The sequence below is a fragment of the Micromonospora sp. LZ37 genome, assembly GCF_059359015.1.
In genome coordinates this window covers 217,859-243,433 of the sequence record NZ_JCADBL010000008.1, presented here as the reverse complement: position 1 = coordinate 243,433, position 25,575 = coordinate 217,859, and the positions used below count along the sequence as shown (strand labels likewise).

At 74.2% G+C, this 25,575-nt stretch carries 21 protein-coding genes; 14 read left to right on the top strand and 7 right to left on the bottom strand.

Annotation, left to right across the window (positions count from 1 at the left end):
- Positions 1–150: 150 nt before the first annotated feature.
- On the bottom strand, positions 151–1,737 hold the full coding sequence (locus tag AC5L3Z_RS18525; RefSeq protein WP_494843619.1) for an RNA polymerase sigma factor: 1,587 nt from the start codon (positions 1,735–1,737) through the stop codon (positions 151–153).
- Between the two features lie 286 nt (positions 1,738–2,023).
- On the opposite strand from AC5L3Z_RS18525, the gene AC5L3Z_RS18520 reads away from it, so the two are divergent.
- On the top strand, positions 2,024–2,842 hold the full coding sequence (locus AC5L3Z_RS18520) for an inositol monophosphatase family protein (protein WP_494843617.1): 819 nt from the start codon (positions 2,024–2,026) through the stop codon (positions 2,840–2,842).
- A 215-nt stretch (positions 2,843–3,057) separates the two neighbouring features.
- On the opposite strand, the gene AC5L3Z_RS18515 is transcribed toward AC5L3Z_RS18520, so the two are convergent.
- On the bottom strand, positions 3,058–3,573 hold the full coding sequence (locus AC5L3Z_RS18515) for a LytR C-terminal domain-containing protein (RefSeq protein WP_494843733.1): 516 nt from the start codon (positions 3,571–3,573) through the stop codon (positions 3,058–3,060).
- 433 nt (positions 3,574–4,006) lie between these two features.
- On the opposite strand from AC5L3Z_RS18515, the gene AC5L3Z_RS18510 reads away from it, so the two are divergent.
- Together AC5L3Z_RS18510 and AC5L3Z_RS18505 are read left to right on the top strand one after the other, a co-directional pair.
- A complete protein-coding gene (locus tag AC5L3Z_RS18510) occupies positions 4,007–4,303 on the top strand; it encodes a DUF4193 domain-containing protein (RefSeq protein ID WP_067315205.1) in 297 nt (98 codons plus the stop codon).
- Between the two features lie 137 nt (positions 4,304–4,440).
- On the top strand, positions 4,441–5,340 hold the full coding sequence (locus AC5L3Z_RS18505) for a hypothetical protein (protein WP_494843615.1): 900 nt from the start codon (positions 4,441–4,443) through the stop codon (positions 5,338–5,340).
- A 9-nt stretch (positions 5,341–5,349) separates the two neighbouring features.
- Here AC5L3Z_RS18505 and AC5L3Z_RS18500 read toward each other — a convergent pair whose 3' ends face one another.
- Positions 5,350–5,850, bottom strand: a complete 501-nt coding sequence (locus tag AC5L3Z_RS18500) for a DUF3093 domain-containing protein (protein ID WP_494843613.1) — start codon at positions 5,848–5,850, stop codon at positions 5,350–5,352.
- Between the two features lie 43 nt (positions 5,851–5,893).
- On the opposite strand from AC5L3Z_RS18500, the gene dut reads away from it, so the two are divergent.
- The 4 genes from dut (at position 5,894) to AC5L3Z_RS18480 (ending at position 8,497) form a co-directional block, all read left to right on the top strand.
- Positions 5,894–6,466: a dUTP diphosphatase gene (gene dut, locus AC5L3Z_RS18495; RefSeq protein ID WP_494843611.1), complete on the top strand. Its 573-nt coding sequence runs from the start codon at positions 5,894–5,896 to the stop codon at positions 6,464–6,466.
- 25 nt (positions 6,467–6,491) lie between these two features.
- Complete coding sequence (locus tag AC5L3Z_RS18490; RefSeq protein ID WP_494843609.1) at positions 6,492–7,163, top strand: DUF3710 domain-containing protein; 672 nt, start codon at positions 6,492–6,494, stop codon at positions 7,161–7,163.
- Between the two features lie 273 nt (positions 7,164–7,436).
- Positions 7,437–7,817 carry an OB-fold nucleic acid binding domain-containing protein gene (locus tag AC5L3Z_RS18485; protein ID WP_334526992.1) on the top strand — a complete coding sequence of 127 codons (381 nt, stop codon included), beginning with the start codon at positions 7,437–7,439 and terminating at the stop codon, positions 7,815–7,817.
- Positions 7,814–8,497 carry a DUF3159 domain-containing protein gene (locus tag AC5L3Z_RS18480; protein ID WP_494843607.1) on the top strand — a complete coding sequence of 228 codons (684 nt, stop codon included), beginning with the start codon at positions 7,814–7,816 and terminating at the stop codon, positions 8,495–8,497. Before AC5L3Z_RS18485 ends, AC5L3Z_RS18480 begins: the two co-directional genes overlap by 4 nt.
- A 15-nt stretch (positions 8,498–8,512) precedes the next feature.
- Here AC5L3Z_RS18480 and AC5L3Z_RS18475 read toward each other — a convergent pair whose 3' ends face one another.
- On the bottom strand, positions 8,513–9,202 hold the full coding sequence (locus tag AC5L3Z_RS18475) for a potassium channel family protein (protein WP_334526987.1): 690 nt from the start codon (positions 9,200–9,202) through the stop codon (positions 8,513–8,515).
- Positions 9,203–9,204: 2 nt separating this feature from the next.
- Positions 9,205–9,870, bottom strand: coding sequence for a potassium channel family protein (locus AC5L3Z_RS18470; RefSeq protein WP_494843605.1), 666 nt, complete (start codon positions 9,868–9,870; stop codon positions 9,205–9,207).
- Between the two features lie 158 nt (positions 9,871–10,028).
- On the opposite strand from AC5L3Z_RS18470, the gene AC5L3Z_RS18465 reads away from it, so the two are divergent.
- The 4 genes from AC5L3Z_RS18465 to dxs all read left to right on the top strand — a co-directional run bounded on the left by AC5L3Z_RS18465 (position 10,029) and on the right by dxs (position 16,550).
- Positions 10,029–12,101 (top strand): APC family permease, encoded by a 2,073-nt coding sequence (locus tag AC5L3Z_RS18465; RefSeq protein WP_494843603.1) that lies wholly within the window; start codon positions 10,029–10,031, stop codon positions 12,099–12,101.
- Positions 12,098–13,351, top strand: a complete 1,254-nt coding sequence (locus tag AC5L3Z_RS18460) for a class I SAM-dependent RNA methyltransferase (RefSeq protein ID WP_494843601.1) — start codon at positions 12,098–12,100, stop codon at positions 13,349–13,351. The genes AC5L3Z_RS18465 and AC5L3Z_RS18460 overlap by 4 nt, the downstream gene beginning before the upstream one ends.
- A gap of 13 nt (positions 13,352–13,364) precedes the next feature.
- On the top strand, positions 13,365–14,525 hold the full coding sequence (locus AC5L3Z_RS18455) for an anhydro-N-acetylmuramic acid kinase (RefSeq protein ID WP_494843599.1): 1,161 nt from the start codon (positions 13,365–13,367) through the stop codon (positions 14,523–14,525).
- Positions 14,526–14,597: 72 nt separating this feature from the next.
- Positions 14,598–16,550 carry a 1-deoxy-D-xylulose-5-phosphate synthase gene (dxs, locus tag AC5L3Z_RS18450; RefSeq protein WP_494843597.1) on the top strand — a complete coding sequence of 651 codons (1,953 nt, stop codon included), beginning with the start codon at positions 14,598–14,600 and terminating at the stop codon, positions 16,548–16,550.
- A 1,142-nt stretch (positions 16,551–17,692) separates the two neighbouring features.
- Here dxs and AC5L3Z_RS18445 read toward each other — a convergent pair.
- On the bottom strand, positions 17,693–18,889 hold the full coding sequence (locus tag AC5L3Z_RS18445) for a hypothetical protein (protein WP_494843595.1): 1,197 nt from the start codon (positions 18,887–18,889) through the stop codon (positions 17,693–17,695).
- A 271-nt stretch (positions 18,890–19,160) separates the two neighbouring features.
- On the opposite strand from AC5L3Z_RS18445, the gene AC5L3Z_RS18440 reads away from it, so the two are divergent.
- Positions 19,161–21,005 (top strand): glycosyltransferase family protein, encoded by a 1,845-nt coding sequence (locus tag AC5L3Z_RS18440; protein WP_494843732.1) that lies wholly within the window; start codon positions 19,161–19,163, stop codon positions 21,003–21,005.
- A gap of 21 nt (positions 21,006–21,026) precedes the next feature.
- Here the strand turns inward: AC5L3Z_RS18440 and AC5L3Z_RS18435 are convergent, their stop codons facing one another.
- Positions 21,027–22,898 carry a hypothetical protein gene (locus AC5L3Z_RS18435; RefSeq protein WP_494843731.1) on the bottom strand — a complete coding sequence of 624 codons (1,872 nt, stop codon included), beginning with the start codon at positions 22,896–22,898 and terminating at the stop codon, positions 21,027–21,029.
- 114 nt (positions 22,899–23,012) lie between these two features.
- On the opposite strand from AC5L3Z_RS18435, the gene AC5L3Z_RS18430 reads away from it, so the two are divergent.
- Positions 23,013–24,305 (top strand): hypothetical protein, encoded by a 1,293-nt coding sequence (locus AC5L3Z_RS18430; protein ID WP_494843593.1) that lies wholly within the window; start codon positions 23,013–23,015, stop codon positions 24,303–24,305.
- Entirely contained in the window at positions 24,296–25,546 is a 1,251-nt protein-coding gene (locus AC5L3Z_RS18425; RefSeq protein ID WP_494843591.1) for an outer membrane protein assembly factor BamB family protein, read from the top strand. The genes AC5L3Z_RS18430 and AC5L3Z_RS18425 overlap by 10 nt, the downstream gene beginning before the upstream one ends.
- The last annotated feature ends 29 nt before the right edge of the window (positions 25,547–25,575 follow it).

Sequence of the window (25,575 nt, the reverse complement as noted above, 5' to 3'; positions counted from 1 at the left end):
CCGCGGGCGACCGAGGTCACACCTGGCAGGGAGACAGTGTGCCGTGCACCAAGGGTGCCACGTCAACGATCACAAACGGGCAACCGACCGATCACCTTTGAGTGTTCTACGGCTGGTGATCAAACCGACACGGCTGGTTGACGTGAAGGGTCAGTCCAGGTAATCCCGTAGCACCTGCGAACGGGACGGGTGGCGCAGCTTCGACATCGTCTTGGACTCGATCTGCCGGATCCGCTCCCGGGTGACGCCGTACACCTGGCCGATCTCGTCCAGGGTGCGCGGCTGCCCGTCGGTGAGGCCGAAGCGCAGGCGTACCACGCCCGCCTCACGCTCGGAGAGCGTCTGCAGGACCTGCTGGAGCTGGTCCTGGAGCAGGGAGAAGGAGACCGCGTCGACCGCCACCACGGCCTCCGAGTCCTCGATGAAGTCACCGAGCTGGCTGTCGCCCTCGTCGCCGATGGTCTGGTCCAGCGAGATGGGCTCCCGGGCGTACTGCTGGATCTCCAGCACCTTCTCCGGTGTGATGTCCATCTCCTTGGCGAGCTCCTCCGGGGTGGGCTCGCGGCCCAGGTCCTGGAGCAGTTCGCGCTGGATCCGGCCGAGCTTGTTGATCACTTCGACCATGTGCACCGGGATGCGGATGGTGCGGGCCTGGTCGGCCATGGCCCGGGTGATCGCCTGCCGGATCCACCAGGTGGCGTAGGTGGAGAACTTGTAGCCCTTGGTGTAGTCGAACTTCTCGACCGCGCGGATCAGACCCAGGTTGCCCTCCTGGATCAGGTCGAGGAAGGCCATCCCGCGCCCGGTGTAGCGCTTGGCCAGCGAGACGACCAGCCGGAGGTTGGCCTCCAGCAGGTGGTTCTTGGCGCGCTCGCCGTCGCGGGAGATCCAGCCCAGGTCCCGCTGCATCTCGCGGGTGAGCTTCTCCTCGCCCTCCTCGGCCGCGCGCAGCCGCTCGGCGGCGTAGAGCCCGGCCTCGATCCGCTTGGCGAGCTCCACCTCCTGCTCCGCGTTGAGCAGCGGCACCTTGCCGATCTGCTTGAGGTACGCCCGGACGGAGTCGGCCGACGCGGTCAACTCGGCGTCGCGACGCGCCTGCTTGAGCGCCTCGGACTCCTCGTCGTCCCACTCGAAGTCGTTGTCGGTGGCGGAGTTGGCGGCGTCGGTCGCGGCCGCCTGGGCCAGCTCGGCCGGCTCCTCGACCACCACGTCCTCGATCGTGGCCGCGAGCTCCTCGGGGTCGATGTCGCCCTCGGCGCCCTCACCCTTGGCCTTGCCGGCGCCGGCCACCGTCGCCTTGGTCGCCCGGGTGGCCTTGGTCGCCTTGGCGGCCGGGGCGGCGGCCTTGGCGGCCACCCCCGCGGTGGTGGTGGCCTTGCGGGCGGTCGCCTTGCGCGGGGCGGGAGCCGGGGCCTCGTCGGCGGCGGGCGCCTGCTTCGGGGCGGGCGCGGCGGCCTTCTTGGTCGTCTTGGCGGTGGTGGCCCGGGACGCCGGGGTGGCGGACCGCGCGGCGGCCACCCGGCGACGGGTGCTGGCCGAGCCGTCCACGACCACGGTCACCCCCGCCTCGGAGAGCGCCCGCAGGATCTTCTTGGCCTGGGCCGGGGTCACCTCAGCGGACTCGACGGTGCGCGCGAGCTGAGCCGACGTCAACTGACCGCCGGCGCTCTGCGCGTGGGCGATCAGAGTGTCGGTGAGCGAGCGAACGTCGGCGCCGGTCTGGCGGGGTTCTGTCACGAATGACCTTCCGGAGGCGAAGAGCGAGCACGGCCGGGTCGTCCGGCGCAGCGTGGCGAACCGTGCCGGGCGATGTCGTTGAGGGGCCCCCGTGTCCCGGGCCGGCCGTCCGGCGGCGGTCCGTGGCGCGTGGGCAGGGTGAATTGTAACGCCGTCTGCGGCGATCATCCTGCGGCGCACGGGTGCTGGCGGCGGGGACCGCCGATTCGGCGCAGTTGTGGACTTTGTAAGGATGATACCGCGCGCGATGCGGGGGGTCCCCGAACGTGCGGGAAGGGGACGAACCATGACTCGTTCGGCACCGGCGCCACGGGAACTGTTGGAGATCGCGATCGAGGTGGCGCGGGACGCGGCGGCCACCGCGTACCGGATGCGCGCCGAGGGGGTCTCGGTCGCCGCGACCAAGAGCACCGCCACGGACGTGGTCACCGCCGCCGACCGCGCGGTCGAGCGGCAGGTCCTCGACGCCCTGGCCAAACTCCGGCCGGACGACTCGGTGCTCGGCGAGGAGTACGGCGGGGGCGAGGCCGGCGACGCGGCCAGCGGGGTGCGCTGGATCGTCGACCCGATCGACGGCACCGTCAACTACCTCTACGGACTGCCGCACTGCGCGGTGTCGCTGGCCGCCGAGGTCGACGGCGAGGTGGTCGCCGGGGTGGTACGCAACCTGATGACCGGTGAGGAGTGGACGGCCACCGCCGGCGGCGGCGCCTGGCGGGACGGACAGCGGCTGCGCTGCTCGACCGAGACCGACCTCGGGCAGGCGCTGGTCGCCACCGGCTTCGGCTACGACCCGGCGCGTCGGTCGCACCAGGCCCGGGTGATCGCCGAGCTGATCCCGCACGTGCGGGACATCCGCCGGCTCGGCGCCGCCGCGCTGGACCTCTGCCTGGCCGCCGAGGGGCGGGTGGACGCCTACTACGAGAAGGGGCTGGCCGCCTGGGACCAGGCGGCCGGCGGCCTGGTGGCGAGCGAGGCGGGGCTGCGGGTGGCCGGGCTCGGCGGGCTGCCGGCCGGCCCGGACCTGGTGATCGCCGCGCCGGCGGCGCTCTTCGCGTCGCTGCACGACCGGCTCGCCGACCTGGACGCCTCCGGCGGCCCCTGACCGTCCGGACCGCCGACGGCCCCCGACCGGCCGCCGATCAGTCACCGACCGGCCACCAACCGGCCGGCGACCGGCCACCGACCGGACCCCGACCCGCGCCCGCGCCGGGGCGAGGACCCCGGAAGACGGCGACGCGATGATCCGCGAAGACGGCGACAGGGCGGTGTCCCGGACGGGGACACCGCCCTGTCGGCGGCACCTGGAACGTGATCCGGTCAGTTCTCCACCGGCATCGGGCAGGAGCCGGCCGGGGCCGCCGGGGCGCCCAGGTCACCGAGGGACTGGTTGACCTCGGTGGTGGTGGCGAGCTGCTGGAAGCCGTTGCCGAGCACCACGTCGACCGTGTCGTCCTTCCGGTCGGCCTCGTACGCCGTCTTGGCGTTGTTGAGGAAGTAGGCCCGCAGCAGGTGCGCGGAGCCCACGCCCTTCGGGCCGTACCGCAGCACCGCGATCCCCTCGAAGCCCTTGGGGTCGTTGCCGATCTTCTTGACCTGGAACTTGCGGTTGCGGAAGTCGTCGGCGACGGTGCCGGCCCGGCCCGGCTCGCCGGTGCCGTTCAGCACGTTGATCCTGACGTCCTTGGGCTCGCGGAGTGTGACGTCGGCGAGCGGCCAGCCCTCGGGACAGCCTCCGGCCATGCCCGCCTCGCCCTGTGTGTCCTTGACCATGGCCACGACGACGAAGACCAGGGCGACGACCGCCAGCAGACCGACGACAACGAGTGCTCGCACTCGCGCAAAACTCATCTGGGCGCTCCCCGGACAGTGGTGGGTGGTGGCGGGCGCCAGCGGTCGGGCCGCCCCGCCGGCCGTCGAGTACGCCGCTGAGGTTAGCGGTTGTCCGACCGTCGCGTGGAAACAGTCCGACATGCCGGCGCGCCACCGGGGAAGCGGGTACTACTACCCCTATCTTCGTGTCGCCTGAGTCACATTGGGAACAACTCAGGGTGCGTGGGCGTACATCCCAGCCGCGAGGGCGGTATACATGCCTCGCTCGAAGGGGGTAAGGTTCCGCGCTCGCTGGGTAGTGCCCCCTGGCGGCCCGGCCCGAACGGCCGTCGGGTCGGGTGACCGACACAAACGGTGGCCGGCCAGTGGGAACCGAAACAGCGTCGCCCGGCGTTACAACCGGAAGCGACAATATCGATATTGGAGAGTGAGACCGATGGCCACCGACTACGACGCTCCGCGTCGCGACGAGGTCGACCTCGGCGAGGACAGCCTGGAAGAGCTCAAGGCCCGGCGGGTCGACTCACAGTCGGGCGCCGTGGACGTCGACGAGGCCGAGGTGGCCGAGAGCTTCGAGCTGCCCGGTGCCGACCTGGCCGATGAGGAGCTGACCGTCAAGGTCCTCCCGATGCAGCAGGACGAGTTCCGGTGCGGCCGCTGCTTCCTCGTACACCACCGCAGCCAGTTGGCGGTCGAGCGCAACGGCGACCTGATCTGCCGCGAGTGCGTCTGATCCTGACACCACACACCGGCGGCGGCCTCCTCGACGGGGCCGCCGCTGTCCGAGCTGCCGTGCGCCGGCGGTGGGTTACTGCTTGACTCGAAACGGGCAGTCACCATGCCGACGGAGGACATCGGGAGGTCGGACGGATGAACGAGCGTCGCGAGCGGAGCGGCGGATCCGGCACGGACGCGACGCGCTCCGGCAGCGGGTCGGATCCGACCGGCCCGCCGGACGCCACGATCCACCCGCAGCCGGGCGTCCCGCACGCCGCGCCGACGGCTGACCCGGACGACCACGCCCGGGAGGAGCTGGGCGCCACCGTGGCGGCGCTGACCGCCGACGACATCGCACCGGCCGAACGCCGCCAACTGCTCACCCGGCTGGTGGGGCAGGCCCGGGCGCGCGGGCTGGCCGACCTGTTCAAACCGAAGGCCGCGCTGCGCTGGATGACCGACGCGGTCGCCGACGTCGCCCCGCACGTGCCGGTCCGCGACCTCGCCACCCTGCGCCGGCACTTCCCGGGGCTCGACGACGAGGCCATCGCGCAGCGGCTGGTCCGCAACGCCGCCCGGGCCACCGCCGGGGTGGGCGCGGCCGGCGGGGGAGTCGCCGCGGTCGAGTGGGTCGCCACCCCCACCCTGCTCTCGGCGCCCGTGCTGCTGGCCGCCGAGACCGTCGCGGTGGTGGCGGTCGAGCTGAAGCTGATCGGCGAGCTGCACGAGGTCCACGGCGTCCCGCTGCCCACCGGGGGCACCCAGCGGGCGGTCGCCCTGGTGCAGTCCTGGGCCAGTCAGCGGGGAATCAACCCGATGACGCCCGGGGTGGGCGTCAGCGCGGTGCTCGGCACCGCCGCCCGCAAGGAGCTGCGCGACACCCTGCTCAAGCGGTTCGGCCGCAACCTCACCACCCTCGGCCCGTTCCTGACCGGCGCCGCGGTGGCCAGCTACCTCAACCGGCGCTCGACCCTGGCGCTGGCCGAGCAGCTCCGGCGCGATCTGCGCAAGCAGGGCGCCACGCTGCCCGGAGGCCGTCCGGCCCGGCCCTGAACGACGGACTCAGGCCGCGTCCCGGGCCGCCAGGACCGCCTCGGCCAGCGCGACCGGGTGGCGGGTGCTCACCACCCAGAACGGGGTCGGATCCGCCGGATCGTCCAGCACCACCTGCACCGCGCCGCCGATCCACGGCCGCTGCACCACGAAGGCGAGCGGGTCCGACCCGACCCCGAGCACCTCACGGCGGCCGGCCGCGTCCAGCGGCACGACGTCGGCGACGAACCGGACGGGGAGCCGGGCGTCGTCCACCTGCAGCTCACCGTCGCGGACCGCGACCCGGACCCGGCCCAGCCACCACAGGGCCGCCGCCGTCGCCGGGGGCAGCACCACGAAGGGCAGCCAGGCACGCACCCCCGGCGCGCCCATCCACACCTCGGCGGCGAGCAGCCCGGACAGGGCGAGCCCGGCCAGCCAGAACCACCAGGGCAGGCCGAGCCGCTCGGAGTACTCCGCGGCCGCCGCGGTGCGCGGGGCCGGCGACGACGGGGAAGGCGACGCGCTCACTCCTGCCAGGGTACGGCGCACGGCGGCCGGTCGACCCGGCAGGATGGCAGGGTCACCCCGCGAACGCCGACGGAAGAGGGAGACCGTGACCCACGTCGTACCCGTGCCCGTGCGGCAGCTCGACCCGGAGCTGCCACTGCCCGCGTACGCCCATCCCGGCGACGCCGGCGCCGACCTGGTGGCCGCCGCGGACGTCGAGCTGCCCCCCGGCGGCCGGGCCCTGGTCCCCACCGGGGTCGCGCTGGCCCTGCCGGAGGGGTACGTCGGCCTGGTGCACCCGCGCTCCGGCCTGGCCGCCAGGCTCGGCGTGACGGTGCTCAACGCGCCCGGTACGGTCGACGCCGGCTACCGGGGTGAGATCCTGGTCAACCTGATCAACCATGATCGGATCACTCCGGCGAAGATCTCCCGTGGCGATCGGATCGCGCAGCTCGTTGTGCAGCGGGTGGAGCGGGCCGATTTCCGGCCGGTGGCGGAGCTGCCCGACTCCCGGCGCGGCGCCGGGGGGCACGGGTCCACCGGCGGACACGCCGGGCTCGTGCCGCCGCCGGCGGACCCCGCCGGCCGGGGAGACCCGGACCGGGCGGGCGGACGGACGGAAGAGGTGGCAGGGTGAGTGCGAACAGCGGAGGGTGGACGCAGTGATCTTCAGTCGAAAGCGGGCCGGTGGCGGGCGGCACGCCCATGACGAGCGGGCCACCGAGCTCCTCGACTCCTACGACGCCGAGGAGACCCCGACGGCTCCGTCGCGTGGTCCCTACGACATCTCCGAGGCGCCGGACGACGTGCAGCGGCTCGACCTGGGCAGCCTGCACATCCCGGCGGTGCCCGAGGTCGAGGTGCGGGTGCAGGCCGACCAGCAGGGCGTGATCCAGCAGGTCGTACTGGTGCACGGGGAGAACGCGCTCCAGCTCGGCGTCTTCGCCGCGCCCCGCTCCGAGGGCATCTGGGACGAGGTGCGCGAGGAGATCCGGCAGTCACTCTTCGCCGACGGCGCCGCCGCCCAGGAGACCCAGGGCGAGTACGGCACCGAGCTGCACGCCCGGGTGCGGACCCAGGACGGCATCACCGACCTGCGCTTCGTCGGCGTCGACGGGCCGCGCTGGATGGTCCGCGGGGTCTACCAGGGCGCCGCGGCGACCGACCCGGCCGCCGCCGGACCGCTCCGGCAGTGCATGGACGGCCTGGTGGTGGACCGGGGGCAGGAGGCCAAGCCGGTCCGTGAGCCGTTGCCGCTGCGGCTGCCCCGCGAGGTCGCCGATCAGGCCGAGCAGGCCGGCGGCGCTCCGGCGCCGGCCCCGCGCGAGGCCTGAGCGGGACCAGGACGTAGCGCACCGGGCCCGGCACCGTCCACGACAGGTGCCGGGCCCGGTGCCGTACCAGGCCGCGCCAGGCCGGGCCGGTCGCTCCGGCCGGCACCGCGACCCTGCGGGGGTACGCCCCGGTGCGCCGCCACCGCCGGCCGGGCCGACGCCGGGACCGCCGCCGCGCCGCATCGGCGTACGCTGGCGGAACGGTCCCGGTGCTCCGGGGCCGGGCCAGCGCCGGCGTGGACCGGCCAGCGGGGAGAGGGTGACGCGGAGGTCATGACGACCGACGAGGGCCGGGTGTCGCTGCGGCGCATCCTGCGACGGCTCACCGCCAGCGAGGCCGAGATCGAGGCGCAGGAGCTGCGCCGGGAGAGCGCCGAGTCCGGCGGGGTGCCCGCCCAGCAGTGCATGCGCGGGCAGGTGGTGTCGGTCTCCGGCCGGCTCCGCACGGTCTGCTACACCCCGCGGACCAACCTGCCGACCCTGGAGGCGGACCTCTACGACGGCAGCGACGTGGTCACATTGGTCTGGTTGGGCCGGCGGCACATCGCCGGCATCGAACCCGGGCGGCACCTGATCGCGCGGGGCCGCGTCGCGGTCCGGGACGACCGCAAGGTGATCTACAACCCGTACTACGAGCTGGAGTCGCCGAAGTGACCACCGGACAGCACCGGGCCACCGAGCCGGAGATCGGGCCGGAGGGCGACGAGCGGCTGCCCACCATGGCCGAGCAGATGGCCGAGCAGCTCGGCGGCTGGCGCGGGCTGGTCGAGTCCAGCATCCCGGTGGTCGTCTTCGTCCTCGCCAACGTCGTCGGCGAGCTGCGGCCCGCCGTGATCGCCTCGGTGGGCGTGGCGCTGCTGATCGCCGTCGTCCGGCTGGCCCAGCGCCGGCCGGTGCGACACGCGGTCAACGGGCTCTTCGGCGTCGCCATCGGCGCGGCGATCGCCTGGCGGACCGGGGACGAGCGGGACTTCTACCTTCCCGGCATCCTCTACGGCATCGGCTACGGCGTGGCGCTGCTCATCTCGGCGGCGATCCGCCAGCCCCTGGTCGGCTGGATCTGGTCGGTGCTGGTCGCCAAGGGTCGCGCCGAGTGGCGGGACGACCCCCGCCTGGTGCGCACCTTCACCCAGCTCACCGTGCTCTGGGGGGTGGTCTGGCTGGCCAAGGTGGGCGTGCAGGCCGGGCTCTACCTGGCCCACCAGGACACCCTGCTGGGCATCGCCCGGCTGGCGCTGGGCTACCCGCCGTACGCGCTGCTCCTGCTGATCACCGTCTGGACCGTGCGCCGGGTGACCCGGGAGACGGCGCCGCGGCCGCTGCCGGGGGCCTGAGCCGCCCGGCCCGACTCACCGCTGGCCGCGGGTCCGCTCGACGCTGTCCGGGCCGAGGATGACCGCCCGGACGTCGTCCTCCACCTCGGCGGTGCACACGAAGATCAGCTCGTCGCCGGCCTCGATCGGGTCGTCCGGGCTGGGCACCAGCACCCGCTTGCCGCGCAGGATGGCGACCAGGGCGGCGTCCCGGGGGATCGGCACCGCGTGGATCGGCTGGCCGACGTACGGGGCGGTCGGCGGCAGGGTGATCTCCACCAGGTTCGCCTCGCCCTGTCGGAAGGTCATCAGCCGGACCAGGTCGCCGACGGTGACCGCCTCCTCCACCAGGGCGGCCATCACCCGCGGCTTGCTGACCGCCACGTCGACGCCCCACTGCTCGGTGAAGAGCCACTCGTTCTCGGCCCGGTTGACCCGGGCGACCACCCGGGGCACCGCGAACTCGGTCTTGGCCAGCAGCGACACCACCAGGTTGACCTTGTCGTCACCGGTCGCCGCGACCACCACGTCGCAGCCGGCGACGTTCGCCTCCTCCAGGCTGGTCAGCTCGCAGGCGTCGGCGAGCACCCAGTCGGCGGCGGGCACCCGGTCCGGGCGCAGCATCCGGGGCTGGCGCTCGATCAGCATCACCTGGTGGCCGTTGTCGATCAGCTCCTGGGCGATCGAGCGGCCCACGTTGCCGGCGCCGGCGATGGCGATCCGCATGCTCAGTGCCCTCCTTCGGGCGGTGCCGCGGCCACCTCGGTGACCGAGGCGGCGATGTCGTCGGTGACCAGCACGTAGAGCTGGTCGCCCTCCTGCACCACGGTGGACGCGATGGGCAGGGTGCCGATGCCGAAGCGGGTGAGGTACGCGACCCGGGCCCCGGTCGCCGCCTCCAACTGGCGCAGCGGCCGGCCGATCCACTCCTTGTGCACCGGCACCTCGACGATCGAGACGGTGCTGGTCGGGTCGCGGAAGATCTCCACGTTGCCCTCGGGGACCAGGTGCCGCAGCATCCGGTCGGCCGTCCAGCGGACAGTGGCCACGGTGGGGATGCCGAGCCGCTCGTAGACCTGGGCCCGGCGCTGGTCGTAGATCCGGGCGGCGACCCGGGAGACGCCGAACGTCTCGCGGGCCAGCCGAGCCGAGATGATGTTGGAGTTGTCGCCGCTGGAGACCGCCGCGAAGGCGTCCGCCCGCTCGATGCCGGCCTGGCGGAGCACCTCGCCGTCGAAGCCGGCCCCGGTGACGGTGACGCCGGCGAAGTCGGGGCCGAGGCGGCGGAACGCGTCGGCGTCCTGGTCGATCACGGCCACCGAGTGCCCCCGGGACTCCAGGCTGTGGGCCAGCGTCGAGCCGACCCGACCGCAGCCCATGATCACGACATGCACGGTGTCCCTCCCAAGGTGCCCCGTCGACGCGGGCCTGTCGTCTGCGAGCCTGCCACGTCCGGTGCTCCGGCGGGGGACCGACGGTACCCCGGGGGCGCGGCACCGGTTGATCAGGCACCCCCGACGGTCCGCCCCGGGTGGTCGTACCCTTAGCGCTTGTGGCCAGTCCCACCTCGCTGCTGAAGCGACTCCTCGTCGGTCGACCGTTCCGGTCCGACCGGCTCCAGCACACCCTCCTGCCGAAGCGTGTCGCCCTGCCGGTCTTCGCCTCCGACGCCCTCTCCAGCGTCGCGTACGCCCCCGACGAGATCCTGCTGACCCTCTCCATCGCCGGGGCGTCGGCGTACCTCTTCTCCCCGTGGATCGCCCTCGCGGTCGTCGTGGTGATGCTCACCGTGGTGGCCAGCTACCGGCAGAACGTGCACGCCTACCCGTCGGGCGGCGGCGACTACGAGGTGGCCACCGTCAACCTCGGGCCGCGGGCGGGCCTGGCCGTGGGCAGCGCGCTGATGGTCGACTACGTGCTCACCGTGGCGGTGTCGGTCTCCTCCGGGGTGGCGAACCTGGGCTCGGTGGTGCCCTTCGTGGCCGCCCACAAGGTGCTCATCGCGGTCGTCGCGGTGGCGCTGCTGACCGCGATGAACCTGCGTGGTCTCCGCGAGTCGGGCACCGCCTTCGCGATCCCCACCTACGGCTTCATCATCGTGATGGTCGGGATGATCCTCACCGGGCTGGTCCGGATCTTCGTGCTCGGCGACGACCTGCGGGCGCCCAGCGCCGGCCTGGAGATCCAGGCCGAGCACTCCGTGACCGGTCTCGCCCTGGTCTTCCTGTTGTTGCGCACGTTCTCCTCCGGCTGCGCCGCGCTCACCGGTGTGGAGGCCATCTCCAACGGCGTCCCGGCGTTCAAGGCGCCGAAGAGCCGCAACGCCGCCACCACCCTGCTGCTGCTCGGCACCATCGCGGTGACCATGCTGGTCGGCATCATCTGGCTGGCCAAGCTGACCGGCCTGCAGTTCGTCGAGGACCCGGAGCTGCAGATCCTCGCCGGCCCCGAGGGCTACGTGCAGAAGACCGTCACCACCCAGCTCGGCGAGACCGTCTTCGGCTCGGGCTCGCTGCTGCTCTACGTGGTCGCCGGGGCGACCGCGCTGATCCTCTTCCTCGCCGCGAACACCGCGTTCAACGGCTTCCCGGTGCTCGGGTCGATCCTCGCCCAGGACCGCTATCTGCCCCGACAGTTCCACACCCGGGGCGACCGGCTGGCCTTCTCCAACGGCATCGTCTTCCTGGCCGTCTTCGCGATCGTGCTGATCGTCGGCTTCCAGGCCGAGGTGACCCGCCTGATCCAGCTCTACATCGTCGGGGTGTTCGTCTCGTTCACCCTCTCCCAGGCCGGCATGATCCGGCACTGGAACCGGCGCCTGCGCAACGAGCGGAACCCGGAGACCCGACGGCGGATGACCCGGTCCCGGGCGATCAACGCCTTCGGCATGGCGATGACCGGCGCCGTGCTGGTCATCGTGCTGCTCACCAAGTTCCTGCTCGGCGCCTGGATCGCGATCGCCGCGATGGGGGTGATCTACCTGGTGATGCTCGCCATCCGTCGGCACTACGACCGGGTCGCCGTCGAGCTGACCCCGGACGAGGGCCGGCCCGTGCTGCCCGCCCGCAACCACGCCATCGTGCTGGTCAGCAAGCTGCACCAGCCGACCCTGCGGGCCATCGCGTACGCCCGGGCCACCCGGCCCGACACCCTCACCGCGGTGACCGTCAACGTCGACGAGAAGGACACCCGACAGTTGCAGGCCGAGTGGGAGCGCCGCGAGCTGCCCGTCCCGCTGACCGTCGTCGACTCGCCGTACCGGGAGATCACCCGCCCGATCCTGAACTTCGTCGCCTCCACCCGCCGGGAGTCGCCCCGCGACGTGGTCACCGTCTTCATCCCGGAGTACGTCGTGGGCCGCTGGTGGGAGAACCTGCTGCACAACCAGAGCGCGCTTCGGCTCAAGGGCCGGCTGCTCTTCGAGCCGGGCGTTATGGTCACCAGCGTGCCCTGGCAACTCGCCTCCACCGCCAGCAAGAACCTGGACCGGCTCGACGCCACCCTGAGCCGCACCCCCGCCCGGGGGCCGCGGGTGGCGCCGCGCTCCACCCTGCCGCCGCGCGTCCCACCGGTGGACTCCGGGCCGCCCGGCGAGACCGGCCCGATCGGCGGTGACCGCCCGTGACCGCCGAGCGCGAACCGGCCCGGCGGGACGGGCTGGAGGAGGCCGAACGGGTCGAGTTGACCGTCGACGCGGTCGCCCCCGGCGGGCACTGCGTGGCCCGGGTGGACGGCCAGGTGGTCTTCGTCCGGCACGCGCTGCCCGGCGAGCGGGTGATCGCCGAGGTGACCGAACTGCACAAGGGCTTCGCGCGCGCCGACGCCGTCGAGATCCTGACGGCCTCGCCGGACCGGGTGGAGCAGCCCTGCCCGTACGCGAAGCCGGGCCGCTGCGGCGGCTGCGACCTCCAGCACGTCACCCGCGCCGCCCAGCTGGAGTGGAAGAGCACGGTCGTCCGCGAGCAGCTCACCCGCCTCGGTGGCCTCACCGGCGCGGAGGTCGACGCCCTCGGCGTCACCGTCGCGGCGCTGCCCGGCGGGGCGCTCGGCTGGCGCTCCCGGGTCCGGTACGCGATCGACGCCGCCGGCCGGGCCGGGCTGCTCAAGCACCGCTCGCACGAGGTGGTGCCGATCGAGCGCTGCCTCATCGCCCACCCGACGATCCAGCAGCTGCCGGTGCTCACCCCGTCGGGCGCGCGCTGGCCGGACGCCGAGGCGGTCGAGACGGTCGCCTCCACCGGCGGGGACGTCACCGTCGCCACCGTCACCGAGGGGGTCGCCACGCCGGTCGAGGGCCCGGAGACGGTCCGCGAGCGCGCCGCCGGACGGGACTGGACCCTGCCCGCCGGCGGCTTCTGGCAGGTCCACCCGGCCGCCGCCGACACCCTGGTCGGGGCGGTCCTCGACCTGCTCGCCCCGCGCCCCGGCGAATCCGCCTGGGACCTGTACGGCGGGGCCGGGCTCTTCGCCGCCGCGCTCGCCGGCCGGGTCGGCCCGGACGCCCGGATCACCCTGGTCGAGTCCTCCGCGCAGGGCGTCGCCGCCGCCCGGGAGAACCTGGCCGACCTGCCCCGGGTCGAGGTGGTGGCCGCCCGGGTGGAGACCGCGCTGGCCCGCCGCCGGGTCACCGGCCCGGTCGACCTGGTGGTGCTCGACCCGCCGCGCTCCGGAGCCGGCGCCCCGGTCGTCCGGGACGTGGCCGCCGCCGGGCCGCGCGCGGTCGCGTACGTGGCGTGCGACCCGGCCGCCTTCGCCCGGGACGTGCGCACCTTCACCGGGCTCGGCTGGCGGCTGGCCGCACTGCGCGGCTTCGACCTGTTCCCGATGACCCAGCACGTCGAGCTGGTCGGGTTGCTCCTGCCGCCGGCGCGGTGACTAGCCTGACCCGATGAAGATCGTCGGGTTGATGTCGGGAACCTCGTACGACGGGGTGGACGTGGTCGCCGCCGAGTTCACCGCCGACGGCGACGCGCTGCGGATGCGGCCGCTGGGGCACCGGGAACTGGGCTACGACGAGGCGCTGCGGGCGGAGATCGCGGCGCTGCTGCCCCCGGCGGCCACCACCATCGCGGCGGTCTGCCGGCTGGACAACGCCCTCGGCGAGGTCTTCGCCGACGCCGCCGCGCTCGGGGTCGAGCTGGCCGGCGGGCACGCCGACCTGGTGGTCTCGCCCGGCCAGACCGTCTTCCACTGGGTCGAGGCCGGCGTCACCCGGGGCACCCTCCAGCTCGGCGCGCCGGCCCGGGTGGCCGCCCGGGTCGGCGTACCCGTGCTGTCGGACCTGCGCGCGGCGGACGTGGCCGCCGGCGGGCAGGGCGCGCCGCTGGTGCCGGCCTTCGACGCGCTGCTGCTCGACCCGGCCGGCGGGCCGCGGGCGGCGCTCAACCTGGGCGGCATCGCCAACCTCACCGTGGTCGCCCCGGACGCGCCGGTCCTCGGGTACGACGTGGGCCCCGCCAACGCGCTGCTGGACGCGGCGGCCCGGCGCCTCCTGGGTCGCCCCTGCGACCTCGACGGGGCCCGCGCGGCGGCCGGCCGGGTGCACGACGGCCTGCTGGACGTGCTGCTGGCCGAGCCGTACTACGCGGCGCCGCCGCCCAAGTCGACCGGCAAGGAGCTCTTCCACGCCGGCTACCTGGACGAGCGGCTGGCCGCGGTGGGGGAACCGGTGGCCCCGGACGACGTGCTCGCCACGCTGACCGAGCTGACCGCCCGGACGGTGGCCGCCGAGTGCGACCGGCACCGGGTCACCGAGGTGGTCGCCGCCGGTGGGGGAGTGCGCAATCCCACACTGCTCGGCCGGCTGGCCGCCCTCGGCGCGGGCCGCTGGCGGCTGCGCACCACCGACGAGCTGGGGGTGCCGGCGCAGGCCCGGGAGGCGTACGCCTTCGCCCTGCTCGGTTGGCTCTCCTGGCACGGCCTGCCGGGGGCGATCTGCTCGGTGACCGGCGCCCGGACGGCCGCCGTGCTGGGCTCGTGGACCCCTTCCGGGCCGCCGTACGGGGCGACTCCGCCCGCCGCGCCGCGGCGGCTGCTGGTCCAGCGGTGATGGCTGGGAACCGGCTGGGAGTGATCCACGGCCGAGCTGCGGTGTCGCGGGCGGCCGATAGACTCTCTCGTCATGAGTGTTGAATCGGACACGGCCCACCACGGTCGGTTGCTGGGCACGGTGCACGGTCCGCAGGACGTGAAGCGGATGACCGTCGAGCAGCTGGACATCCTCGCCGCCGAGATCCGTGACTTTCTGATCGCCAAGGTCTCCCGCACCGGCGGGCACATCGGCCCCAACCTCGGTGTGGTGGAGCTGACCCTGGCCATGCACCGGGTCTTCGACTCCCCCCGGGACCGGCTCCTGTTCGACACCGGCCACCAGGCGTACGTGCACAAGATCCTCACCGGCCGACAGGACGGCTTCGACAAGCTGCGCCAGCGCGGTGGGCTCTCCGGCTACCCCAGCCAGGCCGAGAGCGAGCACGACCTGATCGAGAACTCGCACGCCTCCACCGCCCTGTCGTACGCCGACGGGCTGGCCAAGGCGTACGCCCTGCGCGGCGAGCAGCGCAGCGTGGTCGCAGTGGTCGGCGACGGCGCGCTGACCGGCGGCATGTGCTGGGAGGCGCTGAACAACATCGCCACCGCCGGCAACCCCCTCGTCATCGTGGTGAACGACAACGGCCGGTCGTACTCGCCGACCATCGGCGGCCTCGCCGACCACCTCTCCTTCCTGCGGCTCAACCCGGGCTACGAGAAGGTCCTCGACACCGTCAAGGAGGCCCTCGGCTCCACCCCGCTGGTCGGCAAGCCGATGTACGAGGTGCTGCACGCCGTCAAGAAGGGCATCAAGGACGCGGTCGCCCCGCAGGCGATGTTCGAGGACCTGGGCATCAAGTACGTCGGCCCGGTCGACGGGCACGACATCGCCGCGGTCGAGTCGGCGCTGCGCGCCGCGAAGAACTTCGGCGGCCCGGTGATCGTGCACGCGGTCACCCGCAAGGGCTACGGCTACCGGCCCGCCGAGGAGGACGAGGCGGACTGCCTGCACGGCCCGGGCGGTGCCTTCGACGTCGAGACCGGCCAGCTGGTCGCCGCCCCGTCGGTGAAGTGGACCCACGTCTTCGCCGACGAGCTGGTGGCGATCGCCGACGAGCGCCCCGACGTGGTGGGCATCACCGCTGCGATGGCCGAGCCCACCGGCATCGCCAAGCTCGCCCGCAAGTACCCGGAGCGGGTGTACGACGTCGGCATCGCCGAGCAGCACGCCGCCACCTCCGCCGCCGGCCTGGCGATGGGCGGGCTGCACCCGGTGGTGGCGGTCTACGCGACTTTCCTCAACCGCGCCTTCGACCAGGTCCTGCTGGACGTGGCGATGCACAAGCTGCCGGTCACGTTCGTGCTGGACCGGTCCGGCATCACCGGCCCGGACGGACCGAGCCACTACGGCATCTGGGACATGTCGGTCTTCGGGGTGGTGCCCGGCCTGCGGATCGCCGCGCCCCGGGACGCCAGCAGCCTCCGCGAGGAGCTGCGCGAGGCGCTGGCCGTCGACGACGGTCCCACCATCGTCCGCTTCCCGACCGGCACCGTCGCCGCCGACCTGCCCGCGGTCCGCCGCGTCGGCACCGTCGACGTGCTGGCCGAGTCGGCGCGTACCGACGTGCTGCTGGTCGCGGTCGGCTCCTTCGGCCAGCTGGGCATGGAGGTCGCCGCCCGCCTCGCCGAGCAGGGCTACGGCGTCACCGTGGTCGACCCGCGCTGGGTCCGTCCGGTCCCCGCCGAGCTGGTCGAACTGGCCGCCGGCCACCGGCTCGTGGTCAGCGTCGAGGACGGTGTCCGGGTCGGCGGCGTCGGCGACGCGCTCGGCCAGGCCATGCGGGACGCCGACGTCCGGGTTCCGCTGCGTGACCTCGGCGTGCCCGCCGACTGGCACCCGCACGGCACCCGGGCGCAGATCCTCGCCGACCTGGGGCTGACCGCGCAGGACGTGGCCCGGGACGTCACCGGCTGGATCTCCGGCCTGGACGCCGAGCCGGTGGAACCGGTCCGGCTGCCCGCCAGCGAGGCCAGCCAGAACTGATCGCCGCGCCCGACGGGCGGTCCCGGTTCCCCCGGGGCCGCCCGTCGGCGTCTGCGAGGACACGGCGCTCCCACCGTCAGCGCCGCGCCAACCGATGGCGAGGACACCCTGTGGTCCGACTTCGAGGAGGGCCCTGTGGTCCGGCCCGAGGAGGGACCGGTGGCCGCGACGCCGCGGGAGTTCTGTGGTTCGACGCCGCGGAAGCCCGGTGGTGCGACGTCGAGGAGGCCCGACGAGAGCGATCCCGCGCGCTCCACGTCACGCCCGCCGTCGGTGACGGCCACGATTTGCGCCGCCGGCGCGGTCCACCGCCCTGTTGCCGCTGGCATCCCGGCCTGCGCCCACGCCTGCACCGGCGGCAATGCTTTGCACGTCCTTTAGAGCTGATGTCGCAAACGAATCACCCGCCCCGGGTCGGGCCTGCCCTCCCGCCCCGCCTCGGCCGCCTCGCCCCGGTTCCGCCCGCTCCGGCCGAGCCTGTCCCGGCTGTGCCCGTCCTGGCGTGGCCCGTTTCGGTCTGACCCGCTGCGGGTCCGGGTGACGTCGACGCGTGAAGATCGTGCTACTTCCAGGAAGCAGCGCGATCTTGAAGGCGCGGGGGTGATCGGCGACCGGCAACCGGCGACGTGCGAGTCGTTGGCGTCATCAGCTCTAAAGGGCGGGGCGGGGACATCCTTTGCCTAGCCGGTTCCAGGACGGTGCGCGGGCGGGCAGTGCGGGCGGGGCGGGACTCTTTTGCCGGGCCAGTTCTGCGGCGGTGCGCGGGCGAGGCAGTGTGGGCGATGCGACGGCTGTGGGCGGTGCAGGTGGCGGGCGGGCGGTGCGCGGGCGGACAGTGTGGGGCGTCGCGATCGCTGTGCGGGTCGGGGCAGGCGGCGGGCGGGGCGATGCGCGGGCGGGGCCGGTCCGGAGGGCTGTGCGGGTCGGTGCAGGCGGCGGGCGAGGGTCGACAGCCGCCGGGTCCGCGCTGACTCGCTGCCGCTGTCAGCTCCGAGGGGCAAGCATCGGCCTCGCGCCCCAGCCGGTGCGGCCACGGAGCCAGCGCGGCCACGGGGCCGGCCTGATTGCGGGGCCGGCCTGGCGGCGAAGCCGGCCTGGCCACGGGGGCCTGCCTGACTGCGGGGTTGGGCGCCGGGCTGGCGTCAGCGGCCGCCGACGGAGCGGTAGTAGGTCTTCTCGGCGCCGGCGAGGCTGAAGGTCTGCTTCGCCGCCGGCATCGGCACGACCACCAGGCCGGGGCGGTCCACCAGCCGGGGGGTGCCTGGCGGCACCGCGAGCGTGGCGTCCCGGTTGCCCCGCCAGGTCAGCACCACCAGCGGCTGCCCCGGCACCGGCAGCACGTACGTCTGCAGGGGGTTGGACCGGTCGGCGGGGGAGACCACCGGGGGGCCGTCGCCGGCCGGGCGGTAGACCACCGAGGTCATCGTCCCGGCGTCGGTCTCCCAGCTGAGCTGCTCCAGGTCACCTGGGTCGTCGCCGCCGCCCAGCGCCATCTCGCCGATCGCCCGGACGGTCACCTTCTCCATCGGCCACGACTCGGGCACCGAGCGGGGCGCGTCCCGGTCGCCGATCCGGCGCGGGATGCTGCCGAACGGGCCCCGCTCGTCGGCGAGCACGCAGGTGTCCAGCCCGTCCAGGGCCCGCCGCCCGGAGCCCGTCTCGTCCCGCACCAGCGGGTACCGGGGGTCGGTGGTGGCGGTGCCGAGGTCGAGCAGCCGGTCCGCGGCCCGGCCCCGGGGCAGCGACTCGGTGGCCCGCAGCGTCGCGGTCACCGGGACCGCCGCGCAGGCCGGCACCGCCGCCCGGGCGCTGAGCCCGTCGGTCACCATCAGCGCCCGGCCGTCCGGGCCGAGCAGCCGCTCCACCCGCCCCGAGGTCAGGTACCGGCGCCCGTCGGGCAGCTGCACCGGCAGGACGTCGGCGTACGCCAGATAGCCGGGATCGGTGTACTCGGTGGCCCGGTCGACCCGGTACCGGCCGCCGGACCCGCTGAGCTGGAGCAGCCAGGAGGCGCTCTCGCCGGGCACGTCGGCGACGACCAGGGCCAGCGGGGCACCGCCGACCTCACCGGACCAGAGGATGCCGGACGACGGCAGGTGGGCCCGGTCGTCGATCGGCGACCGCCAGGCGCGTACCGCCTCGGTCACCGCCCTCGTCGCGGCGGCGTCGCCGGCGAGCGAGCCGCGCGGCGGCCACACCGGCAGGGTGCCGTCCAGGCTGTCGTAGCCCATCCGCAGCTCCGGCGACCGGCGCTCGGTGACCGGACCGCACGCCGTCACCAGGAGCGCCGCGGTGAGCAGCGCGATGGCCCTCACGCCGCGCCGGCGGACTCGAGCCACCTGTACGCCCCCGATCCCGTCACCGTCGTTGTCGGAAGCCCACATGGTACGCAACGCCCGGGGGCGCGGGCGCGGCCGCCCGGGGGCCCGGGGACGACCGGGCTCACAAGGGACAGCGGGGGGATTTCGTGCGATTTTCCGGCTCCGGTAGACTCCGCCGACTGTGACGTCTGCCGAGCACCGTGGCGAATCCGCACCGGACCCCGACGCTCCCGCCGGCGCGCGCCGGGGCACCGCCACGGCGGTGGCGGACGTCGCCGCACCGGAACCGATGACCGTACCCGCCGTCGGCGTGGCCCCGGACGTCGTACCCGAGGGGCGGCGGACCGCGACGCGGCGCGACGGCGACGCGGCGCCCGCGTGGGCACGGCGGTGGCGCTGGACCTCCCGGCGCAAGGACCTCACCGTGTACGGGATCTTCCTGTTCGCCGCCGTCTGGGTGACCAGCCAGATCTGGGTCGACCCGGCCGGCCGGGTCGCCTCGCTCTACAGCAGCGACCCGGCGCAGGTGCAGTTCTTCCTCGCCCACTCGGTGCGGGTGGTGCTGCACGGCGAGTTCCCGTTCTACACCGACCAGTTCAACTACCCCGACGGCGTCAACCTGATGGCGAACACGGCGGTGCTGGCGCTGGGCATCCCGATGGTGCCGGTCACCCTGATCTTCGGGCCCGCCGTGTCCTTCGTGGTGCTGGTCACCCTCGGCCTGGCCGGCACCGCCGCGGGCTGGTACCACGTGCTCTCCCGGCACCTGGTGGGGAGGCGGCTGGCGGCCGCCGTGGGCGGCTGGTTCTGCGGGTTCTCGCCGGCGATGCTCTCGCACGCCAACTGGCACCCCAACATCATCTCCCAGTTCCTGCTGCCGTTCATCGTCTGGCGGGTCATGGTGCTCACCCGCTCGACCCGCCCGGTACGCGACGGCGTGCTGCTCGCCCTGCTGGTCACCACCCAGGCGTTCATCAACGAGGAGATCCTGCTCTTCACCGCGCTGGCCTGCGGCGTCTTCCTCACCGCGGTGCTGGTGCAGCGGCCGGCGCGGTGGTCGGCCGCGTGGCGCCCGCTGGCGAAGGGCCTGTCGGCCTGCGCGCTGCTGGCCGGGGCGCTGCTGGCGTACCCGCTCTGGGTGCAGTTCGCCGGGCCGATGGCGTACCACGGGCTCAGCGCCACGGTCCGGGACTACGGCAACGACATCGCCGCCTTCTTCGCACCGGGCTCGCCGACCTTCGGCGGCAACGAACGGGCCAACGTCAACCTCGCCCCGAACTACTCGGAGGAGAACGCCTTCTTCGGCTGGAGCCTCGCGCTGACCGCCGTCGGCATCGTGATCTGGCTGCGTCGGGACGTCCTGGTCCGGGCCCTCGCCGCGACCGGCGCCTTCTTCGCCGTGCTCTCCCTCGGCGAGCGGGTCTCCTGGTGGGACCGGGACCTCTTCACCGGCCCGTGGGACCTGCTCGTCCGGCTGCCGCTGCTCGACGCGGTGGTGCCCACCCGGTTCGCCCTGATCACCTCCGTGGTGATCGGCGTGCTGCTGGCGCTGGCGGTGCAGCGGGCCTGGACGCTGCGCGGCGCCGAGTGGCGGCACGCCCGTACCGTCACCGTGGCCGCCCTGGTCATCGCCCTGCTGCCGATCGTGCCGATGCCGCTGAAGGTGACCTCCCGGCCGCCGGTGCCGGACTTCATCACCGCCGAGCGCTGGCGGGAGTACGTGGGTCCGGACCAGACCCTCGTCCCGATCCCCGTGCCGAGCATGGGCAACACCTACGGGATGCGCTGGGCCGCCGCCACCAACCTCGACTTCAAGATCCCCGGCGGCTACTTCCTCGCCCCGCGCAACGGCACCACCGGTGACCCGGGCCGCTTCGGTGGCCGGCCCAGCGGCATCGGTGAGCTGCTCGACGAGGTCGCCACCACCGGCCGTACGCCGAAGCTGAACGACCGGCAGCGCCGCCGCTGCCTCGACGAGCTGCGGCACTGGCGGTCGGCGGTGCTGGTCCTGCCGGTACGCCAGCACCACGCCGAGCCGCTGCGCCGGACCGTGGAGCAGCTCGTCGGCCCCGCCCGGCGGGAGCTGGACGTCTGGGTGTGGGACGTCCGGTCGCTGGACGCCCGCTCCGCCTGACGTCCGGAGCCGCTCAGCCGCTCAGCCGACCAGCGGGCGGACGTCCCAGAGCCAGACGTCGTCGACCCGCTGCGCCGGGCCGAGCAGGCCGGTCATCAGCTCCCGCAGCACCGCCTCCCGCGGGTGCGCGCCGAGCACCACCACCGACGCCTTCCAGAAGCGCAGGTCCTCGACCGCCTGACGGCGGTTCTCCTCGGTCAGCGCCGGCACCGTGCCCGAGTCCATGCTGGAGTAGATCAGGGTGCTGGTAGGGCGGTTCGGGGCGCCGAAGACCCCCTCGCCCTTCTCGTTCGGGCCGATGAAGTAGCCGCCCGGCACGGGGAACTCGTGCCCGGTCAGGGCGCTCCAGCGCAGCGTGGGCAGGCCGTGCACGTTGCTGGGGATCGGCACCGGCACCAGGGTGCGGCCGTCCGGCACGTACGGACGCCAACCGCCGGCGGTGATGAAGCGCGGCGGCGGGTCCACCGGCTGCGCCGGCAGCGGACGCGGGAACAGCGGCAGCACGGCGAGCGTGATCGCCGCGTACCCCACCGGGCGCAGCCACCGCCGGCGGGCCGGCGCCGGCGTGGTGGGCCGGCTCGCGGCGTCGTCGGCCGGCCGGCGCGGCGCCGGGGCGGTGGCGCGGCCGTACCCGGCCGCCGCGTCCCAGGCCAGCGCGAGCAGGACGCCGACCGCCGCGACCACCACCAGGCTCAACCGGGTCGGCATCATCATCTCGACCAGCGGCAGGTCGTCCGGGATGTACGCCCAGGGGCCGTCGGTGTCGGTCTCCACCCCGTTGACCCGCACCTTCGGGCCGATCGAGGCGACGGTGAAGACCACCACCAGCACCCCGGCGATCCGGGTCGCCAGCGACCGGCGCCAGAGCAGCACCAGGGCGGCCAGCGCGACCAGCACCAGCGGCCAGCCGAACCAGGTGTTCTGCTCGGTGAGGCCGATGGTCTTCTCCACCGCCTCGTCGCCGGCCACGGTGTCCCGGGCGAAGGTGACGAAGGCCATCAGGTCCTCGCCCCAGTTGTGGAACACCCCGCCCTGCAGGCCCCGGTAGGACTGCGGGCCGTTGAACTGGTACCAGATCGGGTAGCCGGTGAGCAGCAGGGCCAGCCCGCCGCCGAGGCCCAGCGAGGCCAGGAAGCCCCCGGCCCGCGCCCGCGCCGCCCGGGGCCGCTGCGCCACGTACGCCAGCACCACCACCAGGCAGGCCAGCGCGGTCAGCAGCAGCATCTCCTCGTTGATGAAGATCTGGTACGCCACCAGCAGGCCCAGCACCACCCCGTCGCGCCGCCACCGGCCCGGCTGCCCGAGGCCGAAGACCCGGACCACGATCAGCGGCAGCAGGAAGTTGGAGACGAAGTTGGGCTGCCCGTTGGCGTGGTGCACGATGCCCGGCGCGAAGCCGAGGAAGGCGCCGCCGACGAAGGCCGCCCCGCGGGAGCGCACCAGGTGCCGCGAGAGCACCCAGTACGAGGTGGCCGCGGTGGCGGCGAGCGCCCCACCCAGGTAGAGCGCGTACGTCACCTGCGGTCCGAAGAGGAGGGTCACCGGGGCGAGCGGGATGGTCATGCCCAGCAGTGAGGTGTTGGCCATCATGTTCACCCCGTCCGGCGCGTTCTGCCGCGCGCTGAACAGCGGGTTCTCCAAGTGCCGCACCGAGTGGGCGCCGTGCTGGAAGAGCCACTCGAACCAGCTGTGGTCGGTGGGCAGGTGGGAGGAAACCCGGTGCTGCACGTCCACCCAGTAGTTCAGGCACACGAAAACGCCGAGCAGCACATAGGCTCCGATGGCCAGCAGGTCGGCCCGGCCCGGTCGCCGGCGGGGCCGCCGTGTCGGTTCGGCCACGACGGGCTCGGCCCCAACGGGAGCGGACGTCGGGTTCAGCGAGGGATCTACCACCGGCACAGCCACGACGGGCCATCGTACAGGCGGCGACGAATCGGACCCGCCGGCCGGTGACCGGAGCGGGGGACGCCGGGATCCGGTCGTAACGGTCCCGGGGGAGGGGTGGACGTGGCGACGATCGATCTCGGTGAGATCCGCGCGGACGCCGAACCCGAGCCGCTCCGCCGGCCACCCCGCGCCGCCGGCCGGCCCCTGCGGATCGCCCTGCTGGCCGTGCTGCTCGTCGTCTCCATGGCCGGCGCCGCCGCACCCCCGCGGCGCAGCCTCTTCACCGTGCCGGCCGGGCCCACCACGTCGGCCAGACTGCACGGTGACCTGCTCTTCGTGCTGGAGCGCGGTGACTCACCGGCCGCCCGGGGCGGCCAGCTCGTCGCCTACGTCGTACCGGCGGCCGGGACCGGCCCGCTCAGGCCACGGTGGCGCGCCCCGCTGCCCACGGCGAACGCCGCCGAGGGGGTCTCCGTGGTGGGCGACACGGTGCTGGTGACCGGCGGCGTGGCCGCGGAGGCGCCGGCGCGCACCGCCGCCTTCGACCTGACCACCGGGGTACGCCGCTGGGAGCTGCCGGGCGTCGCCTTCAGGTCGGGGGAGGGTCTGCTCATGGTCGACGGCGGCGGCGACCGGTCCACCGAGTTCCGCTCCGTCGAGCTGGCCACCGGCCGGGTCCGCTGGTCGCTGTCGACACCGCCGGACGCCAGCTGGCGGTGGGGCCCCGACGGGATCGACCGGATCGTGGCCACTCCCGCCCCCGGCGAGGTGCAGGTCTGGGACCCCCGTAGCGGCGTGCGGCTGCGAGCGGCGAACATCCGCCCCGGCGAGCTGCCCACTCCCCAGCGGGCGCAGCCGGTCGGCGACCTGCTGCTGGTGTTCGGGGAGAACGCCACCCGGGTCACCGCGTACGGGCTGGACGAGCTGGACCGCCGCTGGGAGGCCCGGCCCGGGCTGGTGTCGTACTTCGAGTCCTGTGGCGCGCTGATCTGCGGATACGGGCAGACCAGCGGCATGTGGGGGCTCGACGGGGACACCGGGGACGTGCGGTGGCGGGCCGACCGCTGGAACGGCCGGCTGACCGAGCGGGACGGCCGGATGTTGGTGATGGCACCGCACACCGGTGGCCGGGAGACGCTCGCGATCCTCGACACCGCGACCGGACGCACGGTCGCCGAGCTGGGCAGCTGGCAGCTGGCCAGCTGGTATCCGTTCGACGGCCGGTTGATCGGGCTGCGCCCGGCCGGGACGGGTCGGCTGGTCGTCGCCGACCTGGATCCGGCGGCCGGCGAGGCCCGCGCCCTCGAGGTGGTCACCGGGGTCGTCGGCGACTGCCAGGCCACCCCGACGCTGCTGCTCTGCCGGCGGGGTGACGACGCGTACGGGATCTGGCGGTTGCCACGGTGGCCGTGATCGACCTCGGCGAGCGGAGCCACGACACCGAACCGGACCCGCCGCCTCCACCCCCGCCCGTCGGTCGTCAGCTACGCGCCGCGCTGCTCGCCCTGCTCGCCCTGCTCAGCCTCGGCGCGGCGGCGCCCGCACCGGCGCGGGCCGTGCGGATCGCCGTGCCGGCCACGTCCCAGCCGGGCGCCCTCGTCGCCGCCGGCCTGCTCATCGTCATCGGGGAGCGGGCCGCCGGGCCGGACGGGCCGCCCCAGCTCATCGCGGTGGACGTGACCGACGGGCGACCCCGGTGGCGACTGCCGCTGCCGGACGCCGCGCCGGTCTCCGCGCTCGAACGACTCGGCGACGACGTGCTGGTGACCGTCGAGTCCGACGAGGGCCCGACCACCCTGCTGATCGACCCCACCGCCGGCCGGGTGCGCTGGCGGCGGGCCGGTACGGCGACGCCGACCGGCGACGGTGGACTGCTGCTGAGTGTTGCCGGCCCGGGGACCGTGCACGGGGTCGATCCGGACTCCGGCGCGCTCCGTTGGTCGGTGGCCTCCGGGTCGGACACCGTCCAGTACCGCTACGACGACCGGACGGTCGACGCGTTCGTCCTGGTGGCCGTCACCGGTCGGATCCAGGTGTACGACGCCGGTACCGGCGAGCGGCGAGCGGCCTTCACGATCCCGCCGCCCCGGCCCGGCGGGTACGAGTCGACGCAGGTGGTCGGGGACCTGCTGCTGGTCGTCGAAGAGCCGGACCGGGTCGCCGCGTACGGGCTGGACGACGGGGCGCCGCGCTGGGAGGCGCCGCTGGACCCGACGGCGCCGATCACGAACGACTGCGGAGACGCCGTCTGCCTCGGCCAGCCGAGCAGGGCCCGGGTGATCGACCCGGCCACCGGGCGGGTGCGCTGGACGGCCGACGGATGGGCCCCACTCACCCTGGTCGGCGACCGGTTGCTCGCCGGCGGCCTGGAGGGGGCCCGCCCGCAGTACGCCCTGCTCGATCCGGCGACCGGCCGGGTCCTCGCCGAGCTGGGCCGGTGGCAGCCGGTCGGCGAGCTGCGGGGGGAGCGGTTGCTGGTGACCCGCCTGCTGCCCCGCAACCGGCAGCTCCTGGGGGAGCTGGAGGTGGCCACCGGCGAGGTGCGGGCGCCCCACGTGCTGCCCGGCTGGTCCGGCCCGTGCGACCACGCCGACCGCGTCCTGCACTGCCTGACGGATGGCGGGCAGATCCGAGCGTGGCGGCTACCCGGTTGACCTGCCCGCCCCCGCCGGGCCCCGGCGTC

Coding starts and splice junctions, on each gene's coding strand:
- AC5L3Z_RS18520 (WP_494843617.1), top strand. CDS start 2,024: ATGACTCGTTCGGCACCGGCGCCACGGGAACTGTTGGAGATCGCGATC.
- dxs (WP_494843597.1), top strand. CDS start 14,598: ATGAGTGTTGAATCGGACACGGCCCACCACGGTCGGTTGCTGGGCACG.
- AC5L3Z_RS18475 (WP_334526987.1), bottom strand. CDS start 9,202: ATGCGGATCGCCATCGCCGGCGCCGGCAACGTGGGCCGCTCGATCGCC.
- dut (WP_494843611.1), top strand. CDS start 5,894: ATGGCAGGGTCACCCCGCGAACGCCGACGGAAGAGGGAGACCGTGACC.
- AC5L3Z_RS18485 (WP_334526992.1), top strand. CDS start 7,437: ATGACGACCGACGAGGGCCGGGTGTCGCTGCGGCGCATCCTGCGACGG.
- AC5L3Z_RS18505 (WP_494843615.1), top strand. CDS start 4,441: ATGAACGAGCGTCGCGAGCGGAGCGGCGGATCCGGCACGGACGCGACG.
- AC5L3Z_RS18455 (WP_494843599.1), top strand. CDS start 13,365: ATGAAGATCGTCGGGTTGATGTCGGGAACCTCGTACGACGGGGTGGAC.
- AC5L3Z_RS18440 (WP_494843732.1), top strand. CDS start 19,161: ATGACCGTACCCGCCGTCGGCGTGGCCCCGGACGTCGTACCCGAGGGG.
- AC5L3Z_RS18510 (WP_067315205.1), top strand. CDS start 4,007: ATGGCCACCGACTACGACGCTCCGCGTCGCGACGAGGTCGACCTCGGC.